The sequence below is a fragment of the Arthrobacter sp. RCC_34 genome, assembly GCF_041360795.1.
Classification (GTDB): domain Bacteria; phylum Actinomycetota; class Actinomycetes; order Actinomycetales; family Micrococcaceae; genus Arthrobacter_E.
The window spans coordinates 213,695-234,982 of record NZ_JBFUPW010000003.1 but is presented as its reverse complement, the minus strand read 5'-3'; the positions used below and the strand labels follow the sequence as shown (position 1 = coordinate 234,982).

The following is a 21,288-nucleotide window of genomic DNA, read 5'->3' as shown; positions in this document are numbered from 1 at the left end:
GGTGCCCGCTCCCCTGACGCTGCTGGACGGCGGCATGGGCCGTGAGCTGGCACGCCGCGGCGCGCCCTTCCGGCAACCCGAATGGTCCGCGCTCGCCCTCATGGAGGCGCCGGAGCACGTCCAGGCCGTCCACGAGGACTTCATCGGCGCCGGCGCGCGGGTCATCACTACCGACAGCTACGCCCTCGTCCCCTTCCACCTGGGCGAGGACGTCTTCGCGGCCCAGGCGCGGACACTGGCCGAGCGGGCGGGCCGTCTGGCGCGTGCCGCGGCCGACGACGCCGGAGCCCCGGGCGTGCGCGTCGCGGGCTCCCTGCCGCCCTTGTTCGGCTCCTACCGCCCTGATCTCTTCGACGCCGAGCGGGCGCCGGAGGTGCTGGCTCCCCTCGTGGCGGGCCTGTCCGGGCACGTGGACCTGTGGCTCGCCGAGACCCAGGGGTCCCTCGCCGAAGCCCGTGCCGTCAAGGACGGCCTTCCCGAGGACGGCCTGCCCTTCTGGATCTCCTTCACCCTCCGCGATGAGCAGGAGGACGGCCCGGCCGTGCTGCGCTCCGGCGAAAGCGTGGCCGAGGCTGCTGAAACGGCCGTCGCTCTGGGAGCCGCAGCGCTGCTGTTCAACTGCAGCCGGCCTGAGGTCATGGGGGCGGCCCTTGCTGAGGCGGGCGCCGTCGTCGAGCGGCTGGGGGCTGAGCTGGAGCTGGGTGTCTACGCGAACGCCTTCCCGCCGCAGCCCGAGGACGCGACGGCGAACGACGGCCTCGATGAGCTCCGGGAGGACCTCGACCCGGCCGGATACCTGAGCTGGGCGGAGCGGTGGCGCGAGCAGGGTGCGTCGATCATCGGCGGATGCTGCGGAATCGGTCCGGAGCATCTCGACGTCCTGCGGGAGCGGCTGAGCTGACTCCTCGGGGTGCCGCGGGCTGTCCGCCCAGGTCCCGGCCTACTCCTCGATCTCCGCGCCGACCGCCCGGAGGTAACGGCGGAACGTCAGATCCGGGTCCGCGGCGCGGGCTGCGAGGTATCCGTCGAAGTCGGTCTGCTGCCTGAGGCTCGTGCCCTGCAGCATCCTGAGGGCCTGGCCGCGTTCGGTCTCGCGGATCGCCGCGGCGGTCTCCGCCACTTCTGCGGCGCGGTCGAGCGGGACGAAGAGGACGCCGTCGTCGTCGCCCAGGACGAAATCGTCCGCCGTGATCACATGGTCGCCGAAGCGCGCCGATTCCATGGCGTCCGGGGTCCGCGGATCGAGGCGCTGCGGCCCGGCCGGCAGCGCGCCCAGGCTGAAGACCGGCAACTGGATCGCCCGGAGCTCCGACGTGTCGCGGTGCAGTCCCCAGATGACGACCCCGGCCAGTCCCGCTTGGCTGGCTTCGAGGGCGACCAGGTCGCCGACGCACGCCTCGTCCGCGCGGCCGCCATTGTCCACGACCAGGACATCGCCACGTTCGGCGCCGTTGATCACTTCGAGGAAGATGTCAGCGCTGCCGAAGTGCTGCACCGGCCGGGCGCGGCCGACGACGGCGGCCCCGTCCCAGGGTGCCGTCGTGCCGGTGGGCGCGAAGCGGACGTCGATGCCGAGGCGCAGGCACGCGTCGGCGACGTGCGGGGTGCTGAGGTCCTGATACGCCTGTCGCAGCTGCTCGCTGTCCATGCCGGGGGCTCCTTCATGATGCCGGGATCATTCGCGTGGCGGGCCGCCCGTGAGGGGATGCCGGCGCAGCGCCACGGAGCAAGTCTCGCCGAAATTGGCCTCGAAAGATGTAGCCAGTTGGAATCACTGGCCACGTGGCGGGGTCCGGGGGACCGCCATCCGTTGTGTGCTCAGTTGTTGCGGGTCCCAGGGCGGAACACCCGCAACAACTGAGCACACAACGCGTGGTCGCGGCCGGCGTCGTGCCCCCGTCAGGCGCCCTGGCCTTGCAGAGCGAGGAGCGTGAGGTTCTCCGCGGAGCGGGGCCGGGCCCCCAGGGTGCTGCCGCCGCTGACGTCGAGGGTGGTCCCGGTGGTCCGTGAGGAACGGCCGGACAGCAGGAACAGCACGGCTTCGGCCACCACGGACGGATCTGCGACGTCACCCTGCACCGCGAACGTCGACATGTGGGCGCGCGCCTCGGGGATGCTGAACAGCTCGTGACCGTTGTCGGTGAACCCGGGGATCACCGCGTTGATGCGGACGCCGCGTTCCGCCAGCGACTCGGCCGCGTGGAACGTCATGGATTCGAGCGCCGCCTTGCCCATCGCGTACACGATGTCGTCGGGGCAGGAGAAGTGCACGCCCGCGGAGGACACGTTGACGATGGCGCCGCCCGGCGGCATCCGGAGCGAAAGCCTCTGTGCCAGGAAGAAGGGGGCGCGGACGTTCACCGCCATGTAGGCGTCGAACTGCTCGTGCGTGGCGCTGCTCAGTGATGGTCCGAGCAGCATGGCAGCGTTGTTGACGAGCGCCTTCAGCTCGCCGCCGGTGCTGCTGAGCGCTTCCTCGACGGCTGTGTCCACGGCGTCGATGGCTTCGGGGGTTCCCAGGTCGCACGACACCGTGGCGCAGTGCGCTCCGAGCTCCTCGAGGGAGCTCTTCAGCTGCTCCGCCCTGTCGTGCTGGGAGTTGTACTGCGCCACGATGTCATATCCCTCGCGGGCCAGCAGGCGGCAGATGTCGCGGCCGATTCCTCCGGTGGCCCCGGTGACGACGGCCAGGGGGCGGTTCGAGTGCGTCATGGTGTCCCTTTCACGTGCCCGATGATGGTGCGCTGGTCTCAGCAGGGGGCACGAAAACATTCCGGCTGCCCCGTTTGTTTCATCCTAGCGAGCGCTCTGCGTCGATCAGCCGCAGCGCAGCATGCACCAGTGCAGCGTTGTCGGGTGCGGGACTGCCGTCCGGCAACACCAAGGTGTCCTCCAGGCCGATGCGTGTGGGCAGCCCCAGCCGCGCGGCTTCTTTCAATGCCGGCCAGCAGCTGCTTCCTTCGCCGTGCAGGAGCACTGGTATCCGATCGCCTGTCACGGGTCGAACGCGGGCGAGCAATTGTCGAGCCATCGCTACGGTGGCGGACGGTCCAGGACCATCAGGAAGCTCAAGCAGCACCCGCACGCAGTCATCACGGACAGGCGATCTGGCCCACCGGTCCACTGCGGCCTCATGCCACAGCCCGGCTTCAACCTCGACCCCGAGATCCAGGAGTGCCCGGGCCACCTCATCGGCGCCGTCCTCGTGCCAGTTGACGGAGGCGAAGTCAGGCCGCTTGTCCCAGGACCGGATGGCGGCGATCCGAGCGGCCGGATCGGGCAGCGCCCACGCACCCGTCGTCACCCCGATGGGCAGGTTCGGAGCCTTGTCGCTCACCGCGTCGAGAACCAGGGCCAACGGCTGGGCGGCTAGCGTGTCCGCACCGTGCTCATCCTTCACGTGAAGATGGACGCCGTCCGCACCCGCCGAAAGGACCGCCAGCGCCTCCGTGGCCGCTTGTTCTGCGGAGACCGGCAATGCTGCGTGCTCGGAAGGGCGCCGAGCACCGTTGATGCAGGCTTTCAAGGGCATGCGGCCAGTTTCGCACACACCGTTGGCGGTCATTCATCACGGAACCCGGCGTCGCCGACCGGCCACTGCAGTCCAGCCCGCAAAGAGATACCTTTCTGGCGTGCGTGCTGCCGAAACGAGGCGCAGGCGGCCGCCAATCAACGGCGGGGCGGGAATGAAGACCCGTTCCGACGAGCGCGAGCCGCCGGCCTCTTCGAGCATGGAGACATCAAGATGCTCCAACGAGTGCGGCCTTTCTGAGACGCGGTCCAGCACGACCGCAAACGGAATAGGGCGCGGATCACGGCCGTTACCGCCGTCATGACGCACACGGACTTTTCTTCGCTGCCCGCGGGTGCAACCTGGGTCTTCACCGGCGACAGCATCACACAAGGCGTGTATCACACGCACGGAGCGCGCTCCTGGGTCGAGCTGGTCCATGAGCGCATTCGGTGGGAACGTGATCGCCTCGACGACGTGGTGATCAACACGGGCGTTTCGGGATGGACCGTCCCCCTCATCGCGGAACGGTTCGACCACTTGATCGGCCGGTTCACCCCGCAAGTGGTCAGCATCGCGCTGGGCACGAACGACGCACACTCGGGAGACGGGCACCTGGACGCCTTCGAAACCCAGCTGGCGGCCCTCTCCCGCCGGGCCCAGGAACTAGGGGCTCAGGTCGTGCTTCACACCCCGGTCCTCACGATGCCCGACGCGCCTGAGAACCGCCGCCGCACCCTGCCTCACTACGCGGAACGCGTGCGCAGCGTCGCCAATGCGCTCGGTACGACGCTTGTGGATCACGAACGGCATTGGCAGGAGCATTTCGGTCGCGCGCTCCCGACTCCCTGGATGGACGATCACACCCATCCCAACAGCGTAGGTCACCGCGAAATGGCGAACACCACGCTGCGTGCCCTGGGCCTGGGCGTGCTCGAAGAACGTCCTTGACACTCAGTTCTGATTCCCTGCGAGAGCGCACCAGGCCGAGGGCACGGCGCAGTCGCCCGCGCATCCGTCATCTGAATGTCAGTATGGAGAGTGCAGGATGGAACGTGCCGGCGACCGCTTGAAGCGTCCCCTGGCACACCTCGGAAGTGGTCTTGGCCTGCTCGCTCACCCCGTGGATCGGTGGGCTCTCAGCTTGGAGCTCTACGCCGAGAGCCTCTCCTGTCGGCCTCCACAAGGGCCGCGCGCAGTGCCTCCCGTTCGGTGTCAGGCCAGGGACCGGACGTCGCGAGAGGGATCTCCGTCATGAAGCGGCGTCCCTCCTCCGGCATCCTCGCCACGAACGCCTCGGGGTCCGCCGCGGCCTGGGCGTAGAGTGCGGGGCCATCCGCGTAGAAGAGGTCCGTCACGACGAGGCGGTCATCGTCACCGCGCATGACATTGGCCGGATTCTCGTCCAGCGGGCCACACCAAGGCAGGTTCGCGACCGCTTGAGCGTGCACTTCGCGGACGATCCGGGAAAGTTCTTCAGCCGGTGCTGTGCCATCTGACACGGCCCGGAGAAAGTCGGCTGCCTCCCGTTCGGACGCCGGAGCGAGCCACTCCATGACCTGAAGGTCACCGCCCCCGGCAAGCCTGCGGTGTGCGTGCAGCCGGGGAACCTGGCCCGTGTGAGCGGCCGCCCGGTACAGTGCCGCGGTGTAGGGGCCGGTCGGGTCGAAGGGGCTGATCCGTGCGACCAGGTGTCCGTCCGGGGACCGCAATGCGATGGCCCAGTCGCCCGCGCCGCACGGAGTCCATCCGGCGGACCGGAACGCGCGGTCGGCCTGGTGGTGGTCGGCTCCGGCGGGGATGGCGGCGAGGATGTCATCCATGGTCCCAGTCTCTCCGATCTGCTGACTGTAAGGGCCGGCCATGGAAGGTTGTGTGCTCAGTTGTTGCGGGTTCTCGACGGAATGACCCGCAACAACTGAGCACACAACGCGGCACGCACCGCAGGAACGGGACAGTGCAGGTCACGATGCCGGACCGCGCCCTACGCCGTCAGCCGGTCCAGTTCCTCGCGGTCGCCGATGAGGCGCACCGCGTGGATGACGCCGTCGCGGAGCTGGAAGGTGAAGGCCACCTGGACCACGCCGCGGTATTGCCACACGAGGCCGGGCTCGCCGCCGAGCATCGCGAAGCGGGCAGCCTTGGCCTTGCCGTTGAAGAAGCCGGACACCTCGTCTCGTCCGAGTTTGAGGGCCGGCGATCCCATCGCCGCGGCGGCCGCATCGGAGGTCATGACGACGTCGGGATCCAGCAGCTTGACCAGCGCAGCCAGGTCGCCGCCCTTCGCCGCCGTCATGAACGCCTCCACGACCGCCCGGGGCGCCCGCGCGCCGTCCGCTTCCTCCGCCGTCGGGCTCTCGGGAGCGACGTCCGACGACGCCGACGGTTCCGGTCCCGCCTGGCCGCGCACCCGGCGTCGTGCGCGGCTGGCCAGTTGCCGCGCAGCCGCGGCGGACCGCCCGGTGGCGGCGGCGACCTCCTCGAACGGTGCGCCGAAGAGGTCGTGGAGCACGAAGGCCACCCGCTCGGCCGGGCTCAGCGTGTCGAGGACGACCAGGAGCGCCACGCTCAGCGAGTCGTCCAGCTGCGCCTGTTCCTCCGGTCCGGGCGCGACCTCGTCGAGCTGCTCGGCGAGCGTCTCCGCCAGCGCCTCGTGCCGTGCGTGGGAGCGGAGGGCGTCGAGGCAGATGCGGCTCACCACGGTCGTGAGCCACGCGGGGAGGTTGTCGATGTCGTCGTCCAGGCGGGCGAGCCGGAACCACGCCTCCTGGACGGCGTCCTCGGCGCCGAGCGGGCCGGACGGTCCGAGGATCCTCTGGGCGATGCCCAGCAGGCGGGGGCGCTCCTGGTCGAAGCGGGTGGCGAGTTCGAGCTCGGATTCCATGTTCTCCATGCCTCTTCGACGTCCGGCGGGCGGCGGATGTGACGCGCCGCCCTGGCCATGTCACATCTTCGACCGCCCAGACGTCAAGAGGGTGAATGCGGGAAGTGCCCGTATCGATCCTGAAGGAGAATCCCATGCGCTACGCCAAGAGCATGTTCTACGTCGACAACGCCAAGGCCGCCGCCGACTTCTTCGGCACCGCCTTCGGACTGCAGACCCAGGTTTACGGCGAGGGCTACGCCGAGGTCGCCGCGGGCGACACCAAGCTCGCCTTCGGCACCCTGGAGGCCGCCGGCAACCACCTGGCCGGGCAGCCGCTCGAGGTCGCCGATCCCAGCCGGGTCACGGGCGTGCTCAGCTTCGTCGCCGACGACGTCGACGCCGCCTACCAGCAGGCCGTCACCGGGGGCGCCGAATCGCTCGTGGAGCCCACCGACCGCGAATGGGGCCAGCGCGCCGCCTTCGTCCGCGCACCCGGCGGCCTCGTCCTGGAGATCGGCAACTTCGCCTGAAGCGACGCTGTGCCGTTCACGGTGTCCCCTGGTTCCGCCGTGCGGAGACCAGGGGATACCGGCGTTTCCGGGCCCGGAACGTCGTCGGCTTGCACGGGTTCTATATCTTGGGAGGCAGAACCGATCCGGAACCCGGGGCGAACCGCCCCGGCCTCGCGCAGGGAGAACCGCACATGAGCACCGCCCGACTTGGACTCCGGCGCATGAAGCCCCGCGACCCTTTCGAGACGTTCCGCGCCGCGAGCCCCCTGGAACTGTTCTTCGATCTGGTGTTCGTGGTGGCGGTGTCGATGATCTCCGCGCAGCTGCACCACTTCTACGCCGAGAACCACGTGGGGGAGGGGCTGGTGGCCTTCCTCCTGGTGTTCTTCGGCATCTGGTGGGCGTGGATGAACTTCACCTGGTTCGCCACCTCCTTCGACACGGATGACTGGCTCTACCGGATCCTGACGATCATCCAGATGGCCGGTGCCCTGGTCCTGGCCGGCGGCGTCGGGGCGGCGATGTCCGAGGGTGATTTCACCGTCGCGACCCTGGGGTACCTCGTGATGCGGGTGCCGCTGGTCTGCCAGTGGCTCCGGGCCGCGGCATCCAGCCCGGAACTCAGGGTCACCGCACTGCGCTACGCCGGCGGGGTGGCCGTGGTCCAGGTGCTGTGGCTGCTCAGGCTCCTGCTGCCGGCGGAGGTCGGGATCTGGGGCTTCCTGGTCCTGGTGCTGGCTGAGGTGGCCGTCCCCGTGTGGGCCGAGTCGGCGCGGACCACGCCCTGGCATCCTCACCACATCGCCGAACGGTACGGCTGTTTCACGCTGATCGTGCTGGGCGAGTCGATCCTGGCGTCCACCGGGGCGATCGTGGATGCCGCCGGGGCGCAGGAGCACTTCGGGGTGCTGCTGCCGATCGCCGCGTGCGGTCTGGTCCTCGCGGCGGGGATGTGGTGGATCTACTTCTCCCGCGAGCATCACGAGCACTTCGGCTCCTTGCGGAACAGTCTGACTTTCGGCTACAGCCACTACCTGGTCTTCGCGGCCGCCGCATCGTTCTCCGCCGGGATCGAGGTGGCGATCGACTTCGCGGACGGTCACGCCGAACTCGGCCGGGTGGCCGCGGCCGCCACCCTCACTGTGCCGATCGCGCTTTTCGTGTTCACCACCTGGTTCGTCACGTTGAGGAAGTCTCTGCCGCGGACCATCAGCATGGTCTTCCTGGCGCTGACCGTGCTCCTGGCGGCCTGTGCCCTGGTGCCGGGGGAGAACACGCTCGGTTCCATGGCGGCAGCCGCCGTGGTCATGATTCTGCTGGTCGTGCTGCTGGAACTGCCCGCCACCGTGGCGGCGTCGGAGGAGATATCCGAGGAGGCCGAAGGCGCCGAGGCCTGAGGGCGCCTATGCCTCGATGTCATCCAGTCGCGCGATCACGACCTCCAGCATCCGGGCCAGTTCCTTCATCTCCGGGCTGCTGAGGTCCTGAAGCACGTCCGTCTCCACGACACTCGACCCCTTGATCGCGAGGTTGAAGAGCTGGCGGCCCTCCTCGGTGAGGCTCACGAACACCCGGGTGCGGTTGCCGGGGTCCTGCGTGCGTTCGACCAGCCCGCGCAGCGCGAGCTTGTCCAGGCGATGCGTCATCGATGACGGTGCGACGTTGCTCAGGTCGGCCAGCTGACTCGGCGTGAGGGGCTCCTTCGCCTTCACCAGCGCGGTGACCACGCCCCATTCGCCGGCCGTGACGTCCAGATCGGCCAGCTGACGGGCGTACCACTGATCCAGCTTCCGGTTGAGGGACTGCACGGCGGTGATGACCCGCTGCACCGTCTCCTCGCCGCCGGCCGCGACATAGGCCGCGACGCTCCGGCGGTGTTCTTCCTGGGCACTGGGCTTGCGAGGGGGCATTCAGGGATTCTCTCACGAACTTCGATGTGGTAATATTTCGATATCGAAATATTCGAAGTCGAATAAATGTGGCCGCGCTCACTCCGGAGGGAATGAGGGCGGCCCGTCCTGTTGAGCACGGGGCCTGTTGACCACAGGACGTTCGACACCACCTGTCCTTCACCGGACATCGTTCCTTCATCAGACCCAAGGGGGTGCACTCATGCGCGCGAAGCTTTTGATCCTCGCGTCCGCCATCGGTTCTCTCGGCTGGGGAGCCGTTCTTCCCTATCAGTACGCCTATGCCGCGGAAACGCGTGGCTGGGGCGCCCTGCTGGCCGCCGCGGCAGCCTCCTTGTTCTCCCTCGGCGCGCTCTTCGCCTCGCCGGTGGCCGGGCGGCTCGCGGACCGCTTCAACCCGGTCCTGGTGGCCGTGCTGGCACAGCTGATCGGCGCGGTGGCGGTCGGTTCCCTGATGGTCGTCCAGGAGCCGGCCACCTTCCTGCTGGGGATGCTGGTGTTCGGCCTCGGCCTCTCCGGCGCGGTCCCCGCGAAGCAGGTGCTCGCGCTCGAGTGGTCCTCCAGCGCCGACCGTCGCAAGGTCTTCGCCTACAAGTTCACGGGCGAGTCCCTCGGCATGGCCGCGGGTGCGTTCCTGGCCGGCCTGGTGGTCGACCTCGGCCGCGCGGACGGCCTGACCGTCGGCTTCCTCATGGCCGCCGGAGGTTTCGTGATCTCCTCGGCGATCATCGCCCTCGCCGGGGGCCTCGGCCGCGGCGCCGCCCCGGTGCTCGACGGCGTCGCCTCCACCACTGACCAGGCGCTCGACGACGGCGGCCGCCGCCGTGGCGCCCTGCGGCTCATCTTCGCGGACCCCGCCATGCGCTGGACCGCCGTCGTGACGATCGCCCTCGCCCTCGGGTTCTACGCACAGTTCGAGTCCGGGCTGCCGGCCTACGCGCTCACGGTGTTGAACGCCGAACCGTCGGTGATCGGAACCGCGGCGGCCGTGAACTGCCTGGTGATCGTGGCGCTGCAGCTCGTCGTCGTGAAGCTGACGGCCAAGCGGCCCGCCGCGACCCTGCTCATGGCGGTCGGCTCGGTCTGGCTGGTGTCCTGGCTGCTGCTCTCGGTGGCGCAGTTCATGCCCGGGATCGCGTCGGCGCTGTTCGTCATGACGTACGGGATCTTCGCCGTGGGGGAGACGGTCTACAGCCCGGTGCTGAACCCGCTCACGGCGTCGCTGGCGCCCGCGGGCATGGTCGGCCAGACTCTGGGCGTGGTCGCCGCGCTGCAGACGGCGTTCTCCGCGGCCGGTCCGCTGATCGCGGGAGTGCTGCTGGGTGCGGGACTCGGGGACGCGTTCCTGATCATGCACCTGGTCATCAGCGTGGTGGCGATCTTCGCGGCCTGGCGCATCCGTCAGGTGCTCGCGGCACGGGCACGGGCCGGAATCCCGGTGCGGTCGGACGAGGCGCTCGCCGCCTGACGCCGACTCGCCGCAGCGACCCGACGGTGGCCGGAACCGGACCTCAGACTGAGGTTCCGGCTCCGGCCACCGGTGCTTTGCGGGGTTTGATGAAGGGCTTCGCCCAGCTTTCGATGAACCGGGCGATGAGCGGTCCGAGCACCGCCATGATGAGCACGTAGGACGAGGCGAGGGCGGCCATCTGGTCCGGCACCGCGCCGGAGGCGACCGCCAGGCCCGCAATGACGATGGAGAACTCGCCGCGGGCCACCAGGGCCGCGCCCGCACGCACCCGGCCCGGCTTGCCGATCCCGGCCCGTCCTGCGGCCCACCAGCCCGTGAGCATCTTGGTGGCGGTGGTCGCGACGGCCAGGAGCAGCGCCCAGCCGAGGACCGGTGGGATGGACGTGGCGTCGGTGCTGAGGCCGAACGCCACGAAGAAGATGGCGGCGAAGAGGTCCCGCAGCGGTTCCAGCATCCGGGTGGCGTTGTGCGCCGTCGCTCCGGAGATGGCGATGCCCAGCATGAACGCGCCGACGGCGGCGGACACCTGGAGCGCCGAGGCGAGTCCCGCCACCAGGAGGGCCGCCCCGAGCACCGTGAGCAGGAAGACTTCGGCGTTCTCACTGTGCACGATCGCCGAGACGCGTTGCCCGTGCTTCATCGCGACCAGGAGCACCACCGTGATGACCGCCAGCGCGATCGCCACCGCCTGCAGTCCGCCGAAGAAGCCCACTCCGGCCAGCGTGGCCGTCAGGATCGGCAGGTAGACGGCCATGGCCAGGTCCTCGAACACCAGCACGGAGAGGACCACGGGCGTTTCTCGGTTGCCGAGCCGGCCCAGATCGGTCAGGGTCTTCGCGGCGATCCCGGACGACGAGATGTAGGTGACGCCGGCCATCACGAGCGCGCCGACCGGACCCCAGCCGAGCAGGAGTGCCACGGCCGCGCCCGGGATGGCGTTCAGCACGGCGTCGAGCACACCGGCCTGCCACGATTTCCTGAGGCCGGTGAACAGTTCGTCCGCGGTGTACTCGAGGCCGAGCATCAGCAGCAGGAGGATCACGCCGATCTCGCCCGAGAGGTGGCTGAACTCGCGGACACCGTCGAGCTGGATGATGCCGCCCGCGCCGAAACCCAGTCCGCCCAGGAGGTAGAACGGGATGGGGGACATGCCCACCCGTCCGGCAAGCCTGGCCAGGAGGCCGAGTACGAAGACCACGGCCCCCAACTCGATCAGGGTCACCGCGAGTTGGTCCACCGCTATCCCTTGCGGAGGATTTCAGCGGCCTTGTCCAGGCCTTCGAGCGTCCCCACCGCCACGAGCAGGTCACCGCGATGGAGCACGACGTCGGGACCGGGCGAGGGGATCACCTCACCTTCCCGCATGATCGCCACGATCGAGACGCCGCTGCGGGTGCGGATCGAGGCCGCTCCCATGGGGCGGTCCCGGAAGGGCGAGTCGTGGAGGATGGAGAACTGGCGCGTCACGATGCCCGGGACGTCCCGGTGCTCTTCCGTGAGCTGGTTGACGATGAGCTGGCCACCCAGCAGCTGGGCGAGGGTGGTGGTCTCCTGTCCCGTGAGGGGGATGGAGGCCTGGCAAGTGTCCGGGTCGTCCCAGGTGGAGACGATGAACTCCGTGGTTCCATCACGGTGGACCACCACGCCGATCCTGCGGCCGCTGGCGGTCATGAAGTCTTTCCGCACCCCGAGTCCGGGGAGGTCGGTTTCATCCACGTGCATGGCATAAGCCTAGTCCCCGCTGGTCCCCTCGCGTTGTGTGCTCAGTAGTTGCGGGTCCTGGCCTGAAACACCCGCAACTACTGAGCACACAACGTGGTCATGAGGGCTCGCCGGCCGCGCGAAGGGCCCGTTGCACCTTCCGGACCACGCTCGGCCGTGTCCCGCGGAGGTCGGCGGCGCTGATCCGTAGTTCCTGCCAGCCCAGTTCCGCCGTGATCGTGGCCCGTGCGATGTCCCTCTCGTACTGCCGCTCCGCCCCGTGGACCATGCCGTCGTACTGAATGCTGAGCCGCTGCCGCTGGTAGGCGAGGTCGGGCCAGACCCGGGCCTTGCCCCAGGGGTCGTAAAGAATCACATTGAGCTCCGGCTCGGGGAGCCTGTGATCCAGCAAGATCAGGCGCAACCGGGTCTCCTGCACTGAGTCCGCACCCGGGCGGATCAGGTTCAACGCCGCCAGCGCGTTCGTTTTCCCCTTCATCTTGGGGTGGGCCACCGTCACGCGGCGGAGGTCGGCCACCGTGCAGAGCGGTACCCGTGGGAACGGGTGGTCCGGGCCGTGCTCGTTGACGAGATGGTCTCCCGCCGCCACGAGATCGGCCAGGGGCACATGGTGCGCCAGATCCAGCCAGGTTCGCGCTGCCGAGGTGATGCGCACACCGGCCAGGTACTCGACTTCCCCCGGAAGCAGCAGCGTTCGATGCCCGACCACACCGGCGCGGCGGGGGTGCGTGCCACCCCGTGCGCGCGAGACATGGATCCGTTGATCAGCCCAGAACGGCAGCGGGATGCCCCGGGCGCGTGCAGCGGTCAGCTCGGAGACCGCCGTCGCGTCGTCAAGGACGGTCAGAGCCCGCAGGCTCGCCAGAAGTGTCGGGTCCGCACCGTGAGGAATGCGTATCCCACGGCTCGGTGCTCGCAGGTCGGCGGCCCGGAGACGGCTGCTGGTCACACCGCCCGCCAAGGCCTCCGACACGGTGAAGGAGGTGTTCTGGAATCTCGCGGGAAGTTCTTATGCTTTCATCCGTCCATCGGAACAAGGCGGGAGCACGGATGGCCGCGCTGATCCGGTTATGTGGATGGACTGCGTTTCCGGTGGTTCCAGGTCCCCGCCGTTGTGTGCTCAGTAGTTGCGGGTCCGGGCTCGAAATACCCGTAACTATTGAGCGCACAACGCGTGGGGCCGGGCGTGGGCGCCGAGCGGAATCAGGCGGCGGCCTTGTCCTTCGCCGGGGCCTTGACCGGGATCAGGACCAGCAGGCCGGCCAGGAGCACCACCATGATGCCGAGGATCCCCCAGCGCTGCGCCTGGCCCTCCGCGACGTATCGGGACGCCACGGCGATGGAGATGGTGAAGAGCGTGGGCGCCAGGAAGGACACCGCTCGGCCCGTCGTGGCGTAGAGGCCGAAGAGCTCGCCGACCTCGCCGTCGGGGGCCAGTCGTCCCAGGAACGCCCTCGCGGAGGCCTGAGCGGGCCCCACGAAGAGGCAGAGCAGCAGCCCGAACACCCAGAACGTCAGCTTGCCGTGCCACTGCATGCCGAAGAAGGAATATTCACTGTTGCCCAGGATCAGGATGGCCGTCCCCGCCACGAGGAGGCCCACCAGGGACAGCTCGATCACGCGCTTCGGCCCGATGCGGTCGTCCAGGAAGCCGCCCAGGATCGCCCCCGCCGCGGCCACCACGTTCCCGAAGACCGCGAAGAAGATGACGTCCTTGAGCTGGAACCCGAACGTCCCGGCTGCGATGACCCCGCCGAAGGTGAACACCGCCGCGAGGCCGTCCCGGAACACGGCGCTCGCCAGGAGGAAGTAGATGGTGTGCGGAGACCGCCGGAACAGCGCCCGGATCCGCCGGACGAGCACCACATAGGACTGCAGGAAGCCCACCCGCGCCTCGCCTGGCCGGACCGGCGGTTCCGGGACCCGGAAGAACACCGGCAGTGCGAACACTCCGAACCACACCGCGGAGAAGAGCGCCACGAGGCGGATGTTGAGGGCGTCGTCGGTCGAGGCGCCGAACCACTGGAACGCGGGCTGGACGAACAGCTGGAGCACCAGCAGCAGTGCCACGATCCCGCCCAGGTACCCGGCGGCCCAGCCGAAGCCGGAGACCCTTCCGATGGTCGCCGGAGTCGAGATCTGGGTCAGCATGGCGTTGTAGTTGACCCCGGCCAGTTCGAAGAACACGTGCCCCACGCTGATGAGGATCACGCCGAGCAGGAGGTACTCGGGCTCGGGCCGCACGAAGAAGCACAGCGCCATGAGGATGACCACCACGGCGCTGTAGATGCCGAGCCAGAGCTTCCGCCGTCCGCCCGCGTCGGCGCGCTGCCCCGTCACCGGGGCGAGCAGGGCGATCGCGAAGCCCGCGAGTCCGAAGCCCAGCCCCAGGACCCCGGAAGCGTGATCCTCGCCGCCGAACGCCTTGGACGTCAGGTAAACGGTGAAAACGAACGTCGTCATGACCGCGTTGAACGAGGCCGAACCCCAGTCCCACGAGGCCCAGGCCAGGACCATGCCCCGCCGCCGTCCGGTCTCCTGCGACACGTGTTCGCTACCGGCGTTGTAAGTCGCTTCGGGGCTCATAGCACGAATAGTAGCGGGCGCCAGTTGCTAAAATGAGAAGACACCTGTTTAAGGAACCGCTCCGGATGACAGGACTGCCCGCGGCCAGCAACACCGGAAGTGGTGATGACCACGTGACCCTAGTCCTCTGTTCCCTTTTCGCGCTTGCCGCGGTGGCTCCGCTGATCTTCAAGCGCCTGGGGCGGAACGCCTTCTACCTCCTGGCCGCGGCCCCTGCCGCCGCCTTCGTCTGGCTGCTCTTCCAGTACCCCGCCGCCTACGGCGCAGGCCTCGTGGAGCACTTCGACTGGATCCCGCAGCTCCAGCTGGACCTGACTTTCCGCATGGATCCGCTGTCCTGGGTGATGTGCCTCCTGGTCCTCGGCGTGGGATCGCTCGTGCTCGCGTACTGCGCCCGCTATTTCAAGGCGGACGACGCCGATCTGGGCAGTTTCGGCGCTCAGCTCCTGGCCTTCGCGGGCGCCATGTTCGGCCTGGTCACTTCGGATGACCTCATCCTCATGTTCGTGTTCTGGGAACTGACCACGATCCTGTCCTACCTCCTGATCGGCTACGCCCGGGCCCGCCTGTCCGCCCGACGCTCCGCCCTCACCGCGTTGATCGTCACCACGGCCGGCGGTCTGACCATGCTGATCGGCCTCCTCATGATGGCCCAGATCACCGGGACCAGCCGCGTCTCGACCCTCCTGGAGCGCGCCCCGGCCCTCCTGACCGGCGCGAACCGCGACGGCGCCGCGGCCGCCGCGCTGAGCGTCGCCGTCGTGCTGGTGCTGGTCGGCGCCATCACCAAGAGCGCGCTCTTCCCGTTCCACTTCTGGCTGCCCGGCGCGATGGCCGCGCCGACCCCGGTGAGCGCGTACCTTCACGCGGCCGCCATGGTGAAGGCCGGCATCTATCTGGTGGCGCGTCTGGCGCCGGGATTCTCGCAGGCCGAGACGTGGCTCCCCGTCGTCCTCAGTCTGGGGCTCATCACCATGCTGGTGGGCGGTTACCGGGCGCTCCGCCAGACGGACATCAAGCTCATCCTGGCCTACGGCACGGTGTCGCAGCTCGGCTTCCTCACGATGGTCGTGGGCCTGGGCACCCCGGAAGCGGGCCTCGCGGGCCTCGCGCTGCTCCTCGCGCACGGTCTGTTCAAGGCCGCGCTGTTCCTGGTGGTGGGCATCATCGACCATCAGACGGGCACGCGTGACGTCCGCAAGCTCTCCGGGGTGTTCCGCTCCTCCCGGGCGCTCGGCGTCGTGGCCGTGCTGGCCGCGGCCTCCATGGCCGGCATTCCGCCGCTCGCCGGATTCGTGGCCAAGGAGAGCGTGTTCACTGCGTTCGTCGACTGGGCCACGGGCGAGACGTCGACGGCGCCGGGTCCCTGGGGTCCGGTGGTGCTGATCGGCATCGTGGTGGGATCTATACTCACGTTCGCATATTCTGCTCGGTTCATATGGGGTGCTTTCTCGACGAAGCCGGGCGTGCCGCCCACACCGTTCAAGCCGATCCGTTTCTCCTTCCTCGCATCGCCCGCCATCCTGGCCGCGCTCAGTCTCGTCTACGGCCTGTGGCCCGTGCCGGTGGATTCGTGGGTCCAGCCGTACGCGGCGCTCTTCCAGGAGACCGAGGAGCACATCGAGGAGGCGGCCTCCGCCGGCCACCTCGAGCTGTGGCACGGCTTCACGGCGGCGCTCGGCCTGACCGCCGTCACTTTCCTGGTCGGCACCCTGCTCGTGATCGCGCGGGAGCGGGTCACCCGCTTCCAGGCTGCGATGCCGAAGGTTCCCGAAGCGGACCGGGTCTACCAGCACGTCATCGGCGGGCTCGATGACACTGCCGTCTGGGTCACGGGCCGCACCCAGCGCGGTTCCCTGTTCTTCTACCTGGTGGTGATCCTCGCCGTCGCGGTCATCATGCCGTCGGTCACGCTGCTCTGGCACGGGCAGGCGGTGCCGTCCAATCTGTACTGGATCGACCCCGGCTCGCCCTTCCAGTGGCTCATCGGCCTGGCGATCGTGATCGGCGCCTTCGGCGCGGTCCGCGCCGACAAACGCTTCATGGCCGTGCTTTTCGTGTCCGTGACGGGCTACGGCATGGCCCTGATCTTCGCCCTGCAGGGCGCTCCGGACCTTGCGCTGACGCAGATGCTCGTGGAGACGGTGGCTCTGGTGGCGTTCGTCCTGGCCATGCGCCGGCTTCCCCCGGAACTCCGGGACCGCACGGGCGGCCACTTCCGGGTGATCCGCGTGATCCTTGGCCTGGCCTTCGGCGCCGCCATGGTGGTGTTCGCGCTCTTCGCCACGGATTCCCGGGTGGCGTCGCCCATCTCCCTCGACTTCCCGAAGCTCGCCTACGAACAGGGCGGCGGCCTCAACGTGGTCAACGTGACGCTCGTGGACCTGCGGGCCTGGGACACCTTCGGGGAGATCTCGGTGCTCGCCCTGGCCGCCACCGGCGTCGCCAGCCTGATCTTCGTCCGGAACATCGGCAACAGCCTCGGCCGCAGCGCCGGGGTGGAGACCGGCAGTGTCGGCCGGGTGCGGGTCCAGGCGGAAGGCTCCGCAGAGGCCGCGGCGCTGGCCACGGCCCGCAAGTTCGGGGCGCCGCCGCGCGCCAAGACCGGGCTGGCCTTGCGGAACCCGTGGATCGTGGCCGGCCGGACGCTGGCGCCGGAACGCCGGTCGATCCTCTTCGAAGTGGTCACACGGCTCATCTTCCACACCATGGTGGTGCTCTCCGTGTACCTGCTGTTCGCGGGTCACAATCTCCCGGGCGGCGGCTTCGCCGGCGGCCTGATGGCCGGCATGGCCCTGACCATCCGGTACCTGGCCGGCGGTCGCTTCGAACTCGCGGAGGCCCTCCGGATGAGCCCGGGCCTCGTGCTCGGCATCGGCCTCGCCCTGGCCGCCGTGTCCGGACTCGCCCCGCTCCTGCTCGGCGGGAACGTGTTCCAGAGCGCCATCGTGCACTTCAGCCTGCCCGTGGTGGGCGACGTGAAATTCGTGACCAGCACCTTCTTCGACATCGGGGTGTATCTCGTGGTGATCGGCCTGGTGCTGGACGTGCTGAGGGGCTTCGGCGCCCAGATCGATGTCGAACTCGAGGAGGAAAGTGAGGTGGCGGCACGATGAGCGCCAATATGACCCTCCTGGTGATCATGGGGATCCTGTACGCGTGCGGCATCTACCTCCTGCTGGAGCGCAGCCTCACCCGCGTCACGCTCGGTCTCATGCTCCTGGCCAACGCCACCAATCTGCTGATCCTGGTGACGGGCGGATACGCGGGCCTGGCCCCGCTGTTCGTCAAGGGCACCGACCCGCACGACTACAACGACCCCCTCCCTCAGGCCCTCATCCTGACCTCGATCGTCATCAGCTTCGCGGTCACGGCGTTCATGCTCGGCATCATCTACCGCACGTGGGTCCTGGGCCGCCAGGACGTCATCGCGGACGACACGGAAGACCAGAGAGTGGCCAACACGCCCAGCTTCGACGCCGAGGACGACGCCGTCGTTCCGGAGGAGACCACCGAGTTCCCGCTCACCGCCGACGACGACGCCCAGCACGGCGCGGTCCTCGCCGCCGTGGGCGCCGCCACCCACGCCCACGGCGCCGCTCGCGTCGACGGCTCCGCGGGGGAGGGCGGCGAGAACGCCGAGGGCTCCGACATCTCCGAGGGAACCCGTTCCGCGGCGTCCAGTTCGGGGGCCGCCCTGGCGGACGGCGTGGACACCGAGACCCGCTCCGCCGACGGCGGGACGCGCGGTCCGGCAGCCGACGGCGCCGGCCCGCAGCCCGGCGTCGAGCCCCAAGAGGGCTGGAACCACCGCTCCGACCCTGAAGCCGACCATGGACAGCACCCCGGGGAAGGAGGCCGGGCATGAGCGTCAATCTCGCGTACCTGGCCCCCCTGGCCGTCCTGCTGCCGATCCTGGGCGCTGCCGTGGCGTTCACGCTCGTCCGGCATCCCCGGGCACAGCGCACCGTCAGCGTCTCGGTCCTGTCCCTGACGCTGGTGCTCGAATGCTTCCTCCTGGCCTCCAGCTGGGACGGCGGCACCACGGCCGTGCGGCTGGGGCACTGGTTCCCGCCGTTCGGCATCGTCATGGTGGTGGACGCCTTCTCGTCGCTGATGCTCGTGGTCTCCTCGGCCGTGAGCCTCTGCGTGCTCCTGTACGCCTCGGCCCAGGGCGCCAGTGAATCCGGCTACGACGGCCCGGTGTCGATCTTCCACCCGAGCTACCTGATCCTGATCGCGGGCGTGTCCAACGCATTCCTCTCGGGCGATCTGTTCAACCTCTACGTGGGCTTCGAAATCCTGCTCACCGCGAGTTACGTGCTCATGACCCTCGGCGGGACCGAGGCGCGCATCCGGGCCGGCGTCACGTACGTGGTGGTGTCGGTGGTGTCCTCGCTGCTCTTCCTGATCGCGATCGGGATGATCTATGCGGCCACCGGCACCGTGAACATGGCGGACCTGGCCGTGAAGCTCGCGCAGCTCGACCCCGGCATACAGACTCTGTTGCACGTCATGCTGCTCGTGGCGTTCGGCATCAAGGCGGCCGTGTTCCCGCTGTCCTTCTGGCTCCCCGACTCGTATCCGACGGCCCCGGCGCCGGTCACCGCGGTGTTCGCGGGCCTGCTCACGAAGGTCGGCGTCTATGCGATGGTCAGGACGGAGACGCTTCTGTTCCCGGGCGACACCCTCAACCAGCCCCTCATGGTGGTCGCGCTGCTGACCATGGTGGTGGGCATCCTGGGCGCCGTCGCACAGAACGACATCAAACGTCTCCTGTCCTTCACCCTCGTCTCCCACATCGGGTACATGGTGTTCGGGCTGGCCCTGAGTTCCACCGCGGGTCTGGGCGCCGCCGTCTTCTACGTGGCGCACCACATCACCATCCAGACCTCACTCTTCCTGGTGGCGGGCCTGGTGGAACTCCGGGCGGGCAGCTCCTCCCTCGACCGTCTCGGCGGTCTGGGCAAGCTGTCCCCGCTCCTGGCCGTGCTCTTCTTCATCCCGGCGATGAACCTGGCAGGCATCCCGCCGTTCTCCGGCTTCCTGGGCAAACTGGGCCTGCTCCAGGCCGGTATCGCGCAGGGGACCGTGCTCGCCGTGATCCTCGTGGTGGGCGGCGTATTCGCCTCGCTGCTGACGCTGCTGGCGATCGCCCGTGTGTGGAACCGCGCCTTCTGGCGCACGACCGACGACGCCGAGGACCCGGAGCCCGAGCTCCTCACCACGGGCGCGGCGGCACGGCGCCTCATGCCGCGCGGCATGGTCGCCCCGACGGCGGCACTCGTCGTCCTGGGCGTGGCCCTGACGGTGTTCGCCGGTCCGCTCTTCGGGCTCGCGGACCGGTCCGCCGCCCAGATGCTGGACCGCAGTTCGTACATCCATGCGGTGCTCGGCCCGGAGGTGGCGGTGCCACCCAAGGAGGCGCCGCCGTCGCCCGCGGAATCCCCGGCCGCTGACACTCAGGGAGGTGCGCGATGAGTCTCCACCGCCGCAAGATCCGGTTCCTGCAGGAATTGCCCCTGCTCATCTGGCTGATGCTGGTGTGGGCCATGCTCTGGCAGGACTTCAGCCCGGGGACGCTGCTCTTCGGCGCGTTGCTGGCCATCGCCGTGACGCGGGTGTTCTACCTGCCGCCGGTGCAGCTGAGCGGGCGCTTCAACGTGTTCCACGCGATCGCGTTCGGCATCGAGGTGCTGGCGCGCATGGCGTGGGCTTCGCTCCAGGTCAGCCTCGTGGCGGTCTTCCAGGGTCCGAAGGTGCGGAACGCGGTGCTGAGCGTGCCGCTGCGCAGCCACTCGGACCTCATCCTGACGGCCGTGGGGCACGTCAGCTCGTGGATCCCGGGGTCCATGGTCGTGGAGGTCGACCGCTCCACCTCCACCCTGTACCTGCACGCGCTGGATGTGCACACCGATGCCGACGCCGAGAAGGTGCGCGCCGGGGTGCGCCGCATCGAGGCGAAGCTCATCGACGTCATGGGCTCCCGCGAAGAACTGAAACGCCTGAAGGCCGAACGGGCCGGGGAGGTGACGGCATGATCAACCCGGTCTTCGTGACGGTGGCCGTCGTGGCGCTGGGGCTCGCCTCCGCCGCGGCGATCTACCGCATCGCCAAGGGCCCGTCCCTGCTGGACCGCGTGCTCGCCACGGACGTGCTGCTGAGCATCGTGGTCACGGCCCTGTGCATCGACATGGCTGTGCACCGGCACCTGAACAATCTGATCCTGGTGATCTCGCTGACCGTGGTGGGTTTCATCGGTTCCGTGACCGTCGCACGCTTCGTGCAGGACCGCCGTGAGGAGCCCCGCGATGACCGCTGACGGGACTGGCATCGACTGGAACAGCGTGGTGGACATCCTGAGTGGTGTGGCCCTGACCCTCGGCGCTCTGCTGAGCCTCGGCGCCGCGGTGGGCATGGTCCGTTTCCCGGACCTCATGAGCCGCATGCACGCCGCCAGCAAGCCGCAGGTCCTGGGCCTGCTGCTCGTCTTCGTGGCGCTGGGGCTCCAGATGCGCAGCTGGGTGGTCTGGCCCGTGCTCCTGCTCGCCTGGCTCTTCCAGCTGCTGACGGTGCCGATCTCCGCGCACATGGTCAGCCGCGCCGGCTACCGCACCAAGCACCGCCACCCGGAGCTGCTGACGGAGGACGACCTCGCCGCCGTCGTGTCCCAGGCCGCGGAGGAGCGCAAGTCGCAGGACTGACCGTCC

At 69.0% G+C, this 21,288-nt stretch carries 20 protein-coding genes and 1 pseudogene; 11 read left to right on the top strand and 10 right to left on the bottom strand.

The window, feature by feature from the left end; translation table 11 throughout:
* Nucleotide 1: 1 nt before the first annotated feature.
* Nucleotides 2-901 carry a homocysteine S-methyltransferase family protein gene (locus tag AB6732_RS12820; protein WP_370960329.1) on the top strand — a complete coding sequence of 300 codons (900 nt, stop codon included), beginning with the start codon at nucleotides 2-4 and terminating at the stop codon, nucleotides 899-901.
* 39 nt (nucleotides 902-940) lie between these two features.
* Here AB6732_RS12820 and AB6732_RS12815 read toward each other — a convergent pair whose 3' ends face one another.
* The 3 genes from AB6732_RS12815 to AB6732_RS12805 all read right to left on the bottom strand — a co-directional run bounded on the left by AB6732_RS12815 (nucleotide 941) and on the right by AB6732_RS12805 (nucleotide 3,565).
* Complete coding sequence (locus AB6732_RS12815; RefSeq protein ID WP_370960328.1) at nucleotides 941-1,648, bottom strand: RraA family protein; 708 nt, start codon at nucleotides 1,646-1,648, stop codon at nucleotides 941-943.
* Nucleotides 1,649-1,899: 251 nt separating this feature from the next.
* Nucleotides 1,900-2,712, bottom strand: coding sequence for an SDR family NAD(P)-dependent oxidoreductase (locus tag AB6732_RS12810; RefSeq protein ID WP_370960327.1), 813 nt, complete (start codon nucleotides 2,710-2,712; stop codon nucleotides 1,900-1,902).
* Between the two features lie 79 nt (nucleotides 2,713-2,791).
* Nucleotides 2,792-3,565, bottom strand: coding sequence for a 3-keto-5-aminohexanoate cleavage protein (locus tag AB6732_RS12805; RefSeq protein ID WP_370960326.1), 774 nt, complete (start codon nucleotides 3,563-3,565; stop codon nucleotides 2,792-2,794).
* A gap of 267 nt (nucleotides 3,566-3,832) precedes the next feature.
* On the opposite strand from AB6732_RS12805, the gene AB6732_RS12800 reads away from it, so the two are divergent.
* Nucleotides 3,833-4,462 (top strand): SGNH/GDSL hydrolase family protein, encoded by a 630-nt coding sequence (locus AB6732_RS12800; protein ID WP_370960325.1) that lies wholly within the window; start codon nucleotides 3,833-3,835, stop codon nucleotides 4,460-4,462.
* 188 nt (nucleotides 4,463-4,650) lie between these two features.
* On the opposite strand, the gene AB6732_RS12795 is transcribed toward AB6732_RS12800, so the two are convergent.
* Together AB6732_RS12795 and AB6732_RS12790 are read right to left on the bottom strand one after the other, a co-directional pair.
* Nucleotides 4,651-5,334 carry a hypothetical protein gene (locus AB6732_RS12795; RefSeq protein ID WP_370960324.1) on the bottom strand — a complete coding sequence of 228 codons (684 nt, stop codon included), beginning with the start codon at nucleotides 5,332-5,334 and terminating at the stop codon, nucleotides 4,651-4,653.
* Nucleotides 5,335-5,495: 161 nt separating this feature from the next.
* Nucleotides 5,496-6,404 carry a sigma-70 family RNA polymerase sigma factor gene (locus AB6732_RS12790; RefSeq protein ID WP_370960323.1) on the bottom strand — a complete coding sequence of 303 codons (909 nt, stop codon included), beginning with the start codon at nucleotides 6,402-6,404 and terminating at the stop codon, nucleotides 5,496-5,498.
* 125 nt (nucleotides 6,405-6,529) lie between these two features.
* On the opposite strand from AB6732_RS12790, the gene AB6732_RS12785 reads away from it, so the two are divergent.
* Both AB6732_RS12785 and AB6732_RS12780 read left to right on the top strand, forming a co-directional pair.
* Nucleotides 6,530-6,907, top strand: a complete 378-nt coding sequence (locus AB6732_RS12785) for a VOC family protein (RefSeq protein ID WP_370960322.1) — start codon at nucleotides 6,530-6,532, stop codon at nucleotides 6,905-6,907.
* Between the two features lie 173 nt (nucleotides 6,908-7,080).
* Nucleotides 7,081-8,286 (top strand): low temperature requirement protein A, encoded by a 1,206-nt coding sequence (locus AB6732_RS12780; protein ID WP_370960321.1) that lies wholly within the window; start codon nucleotides 7,081-7,083, stop codon nucleotides 8,284-8,286.
* Between the two features lie 6 nt (nucleotides 8,287-8,292).
* On the opposite strand, the gene AB6732_RS12775 is transcribed toward AB6732_RS12780, so the two are convergent.
* Nucleotides 8,293-8,799: a MarR family winged helix-turn-helix transcriptional regulator gene (locus tag AB6732_RS12775; protein WP_066213914.1), complete on the bottom strand. Its 507-nt coding sequence runs from the start codon at nucleotides 8,797-8,799 to the stop codon at nucleotides 8,293-8,295.
* Between the two features lie 202 nt (nucleotides 8,800-9,001).
* Here AB6732_RS12775 and AB6732_RS12770 point away from each other — a divergent pair, with 202 nt between their 5' ends.
* The gene (locus AB6732_RS12770; protein WP_370960320.1) at nucleotides 9,002-10,267 is read left to right on the top strand and encodes an MFS transporter; all 1,266 of its coding nucleotides are present in this window, start codon (nucleotides 9,002-9,004) and stop codon (nucleotides 10,265-10,267) included.
* Nucleotides 10,268-10,310: 43 nt separating this feature from the next.
* On the opposite strand, the gene AB6732_RS12765 is transcribed toward AB6732_RS12770, so the two are convergent.
* The 4 genes from AB6732_RS12765 to AB6732_RS12750 form a co-directional block, all read right to left on the bottom strand.
* Nucleotides 10,311-11,507 carry a cation:proton antiporter gene (locus tag AB6732_RS12765; RefSeq protein WP_370960319.1) on the bottom strand — a complete coding sequence of 399 codons (1,197 nt, stop codon included), beginning with the start codon at nucleotides 11,505-11,507 and terminating at the stop codon, nucleotides 10,311-10,313.
* A 2-nt stretch (nucleotides 11,508-11,509) separates the two neighbouring features.
* A complete protein-coding gene (locus tag AB6732_RS12760; RefSeq protein WP_370960318.1) occupies nucleotides 11,510-11,992 on the bottom strand; it encodes a cation:proton antiporter regulatory subunit in 483 nt (160 codons plus the stop codon).
* 97 nt (nucleotides 11,993-12,089) lie between these two features.
* On the bottom strand, nucleotides 12,090-12,941 hold the full coding sequence (locus AB6732_RS12755; RefSeq protein ID WP_370960317.1) for a hypothetical protein: 852 nt from the start codon (nucleotides 12,939-12,941) through the stop codon (nucleotides 12,090-12,092).
* A 254-nt stretch (nucleotides 12,942-13,195) separates the two neighbouring features.
* Nucleotides 13,196-14,578 (bottom strand): MFS transporter, encoded by a 1,383-nt coding sequence (locus AB6732_RS12750; RefSeq protein ID WP_370960316.1) that lies wholly within the window; start codon nucleotides 14,576-14,578, stop codon nucleotides 13,196-13,198.
* A 113-nt stretch (nucleotides 14,579-14,691) separates the two neighbouring features.
* Between AB6732_RS12750 and AB6732_RS12745 the strand changes: the two genes are divergently transcribed.
* From AB6732_RS12745 to mnhG, 6 genes and pseudogenes are all read left to right on the top strand, one after another.
* Entirely contained in the window at nucleotides 14,692-17,694 is a 3,003-nt protein-coding gene (locus AB6732_RS12745) for a Na+/H+ antiporter subunit A (RefSeq protein ID WP_370960584.1), read from the top strand.
* A pseudogene (locus tag AB6732_RS12740) lies at nucleotides 17,691-18,114 on the top strand (Na(+)/H(+) antiporter subunit C); the annotation flags it as partial. The gene AB6732_RS12745 and the pseudogene AB6732_RS12740, both read left to right, overlap by 4 nt.
* 328 nt (nucleotides 18,115-18,442) lie before the next feature.
* On the top strand, nucleotides 18,443-20,059 hold the full coding sequence (locus tag AB6732_RS12735; RefSeq protein WP_370960315.1) for a Na+/H+ antiporter subunit D: 1,617 nt from the start codon (nucleotides 18,443-18,445) through the stop codon (nucleotides 20,057-20,059).
* The gene (locus AB6732_RS12730; protein WP_370960314.1) at nucleotides 20,056-20,619 is read left to right on the top strand and encodes a Na+/H+ antiporter subunit E; all 564 of its coding nucleotides are present in this window, start codon (nucleotides 20,056-20,058) and stop codon (nucleotides 20,617-20,619) included. The genes AB6732_RS12735 and AB6732_RS12730 overlap by 4 nt, the downstream gene beginning before the upstream one ends.
* Entirely contained in the window at nucleotides 20,616-20,900 is a 285-nt protein-coding gene (locus tag AB6732_RS12725; RefSeq protein WP_307498311.1) for a monovalent cation/H+ antiporter complex subunit F, read from the top strand. Before AB6732_RS12730 ends, AB6732_RS12725 begins: the two co-directional genes overlap by 4 nt.
* On the top strand, nucleotides 20,890-21,282 hold the full coding sequence (mnhG, locus tag AB6732_RS12720) for a monovalent cation/H(+) antiporter subunit G (RefSeq protein WP_370960313.1): 393 nt from the start codon (nucleotides 20,890-20,892) through the stop codon (nucleotides 21,280-21,282). The genes AB6732_RS12725 and mnhG overlap by 11 nt, the downstream gene beginning before the upstream one ends.
* Nucleotides 21,283-21,288 lie beyond the last annotated feature (6 nt).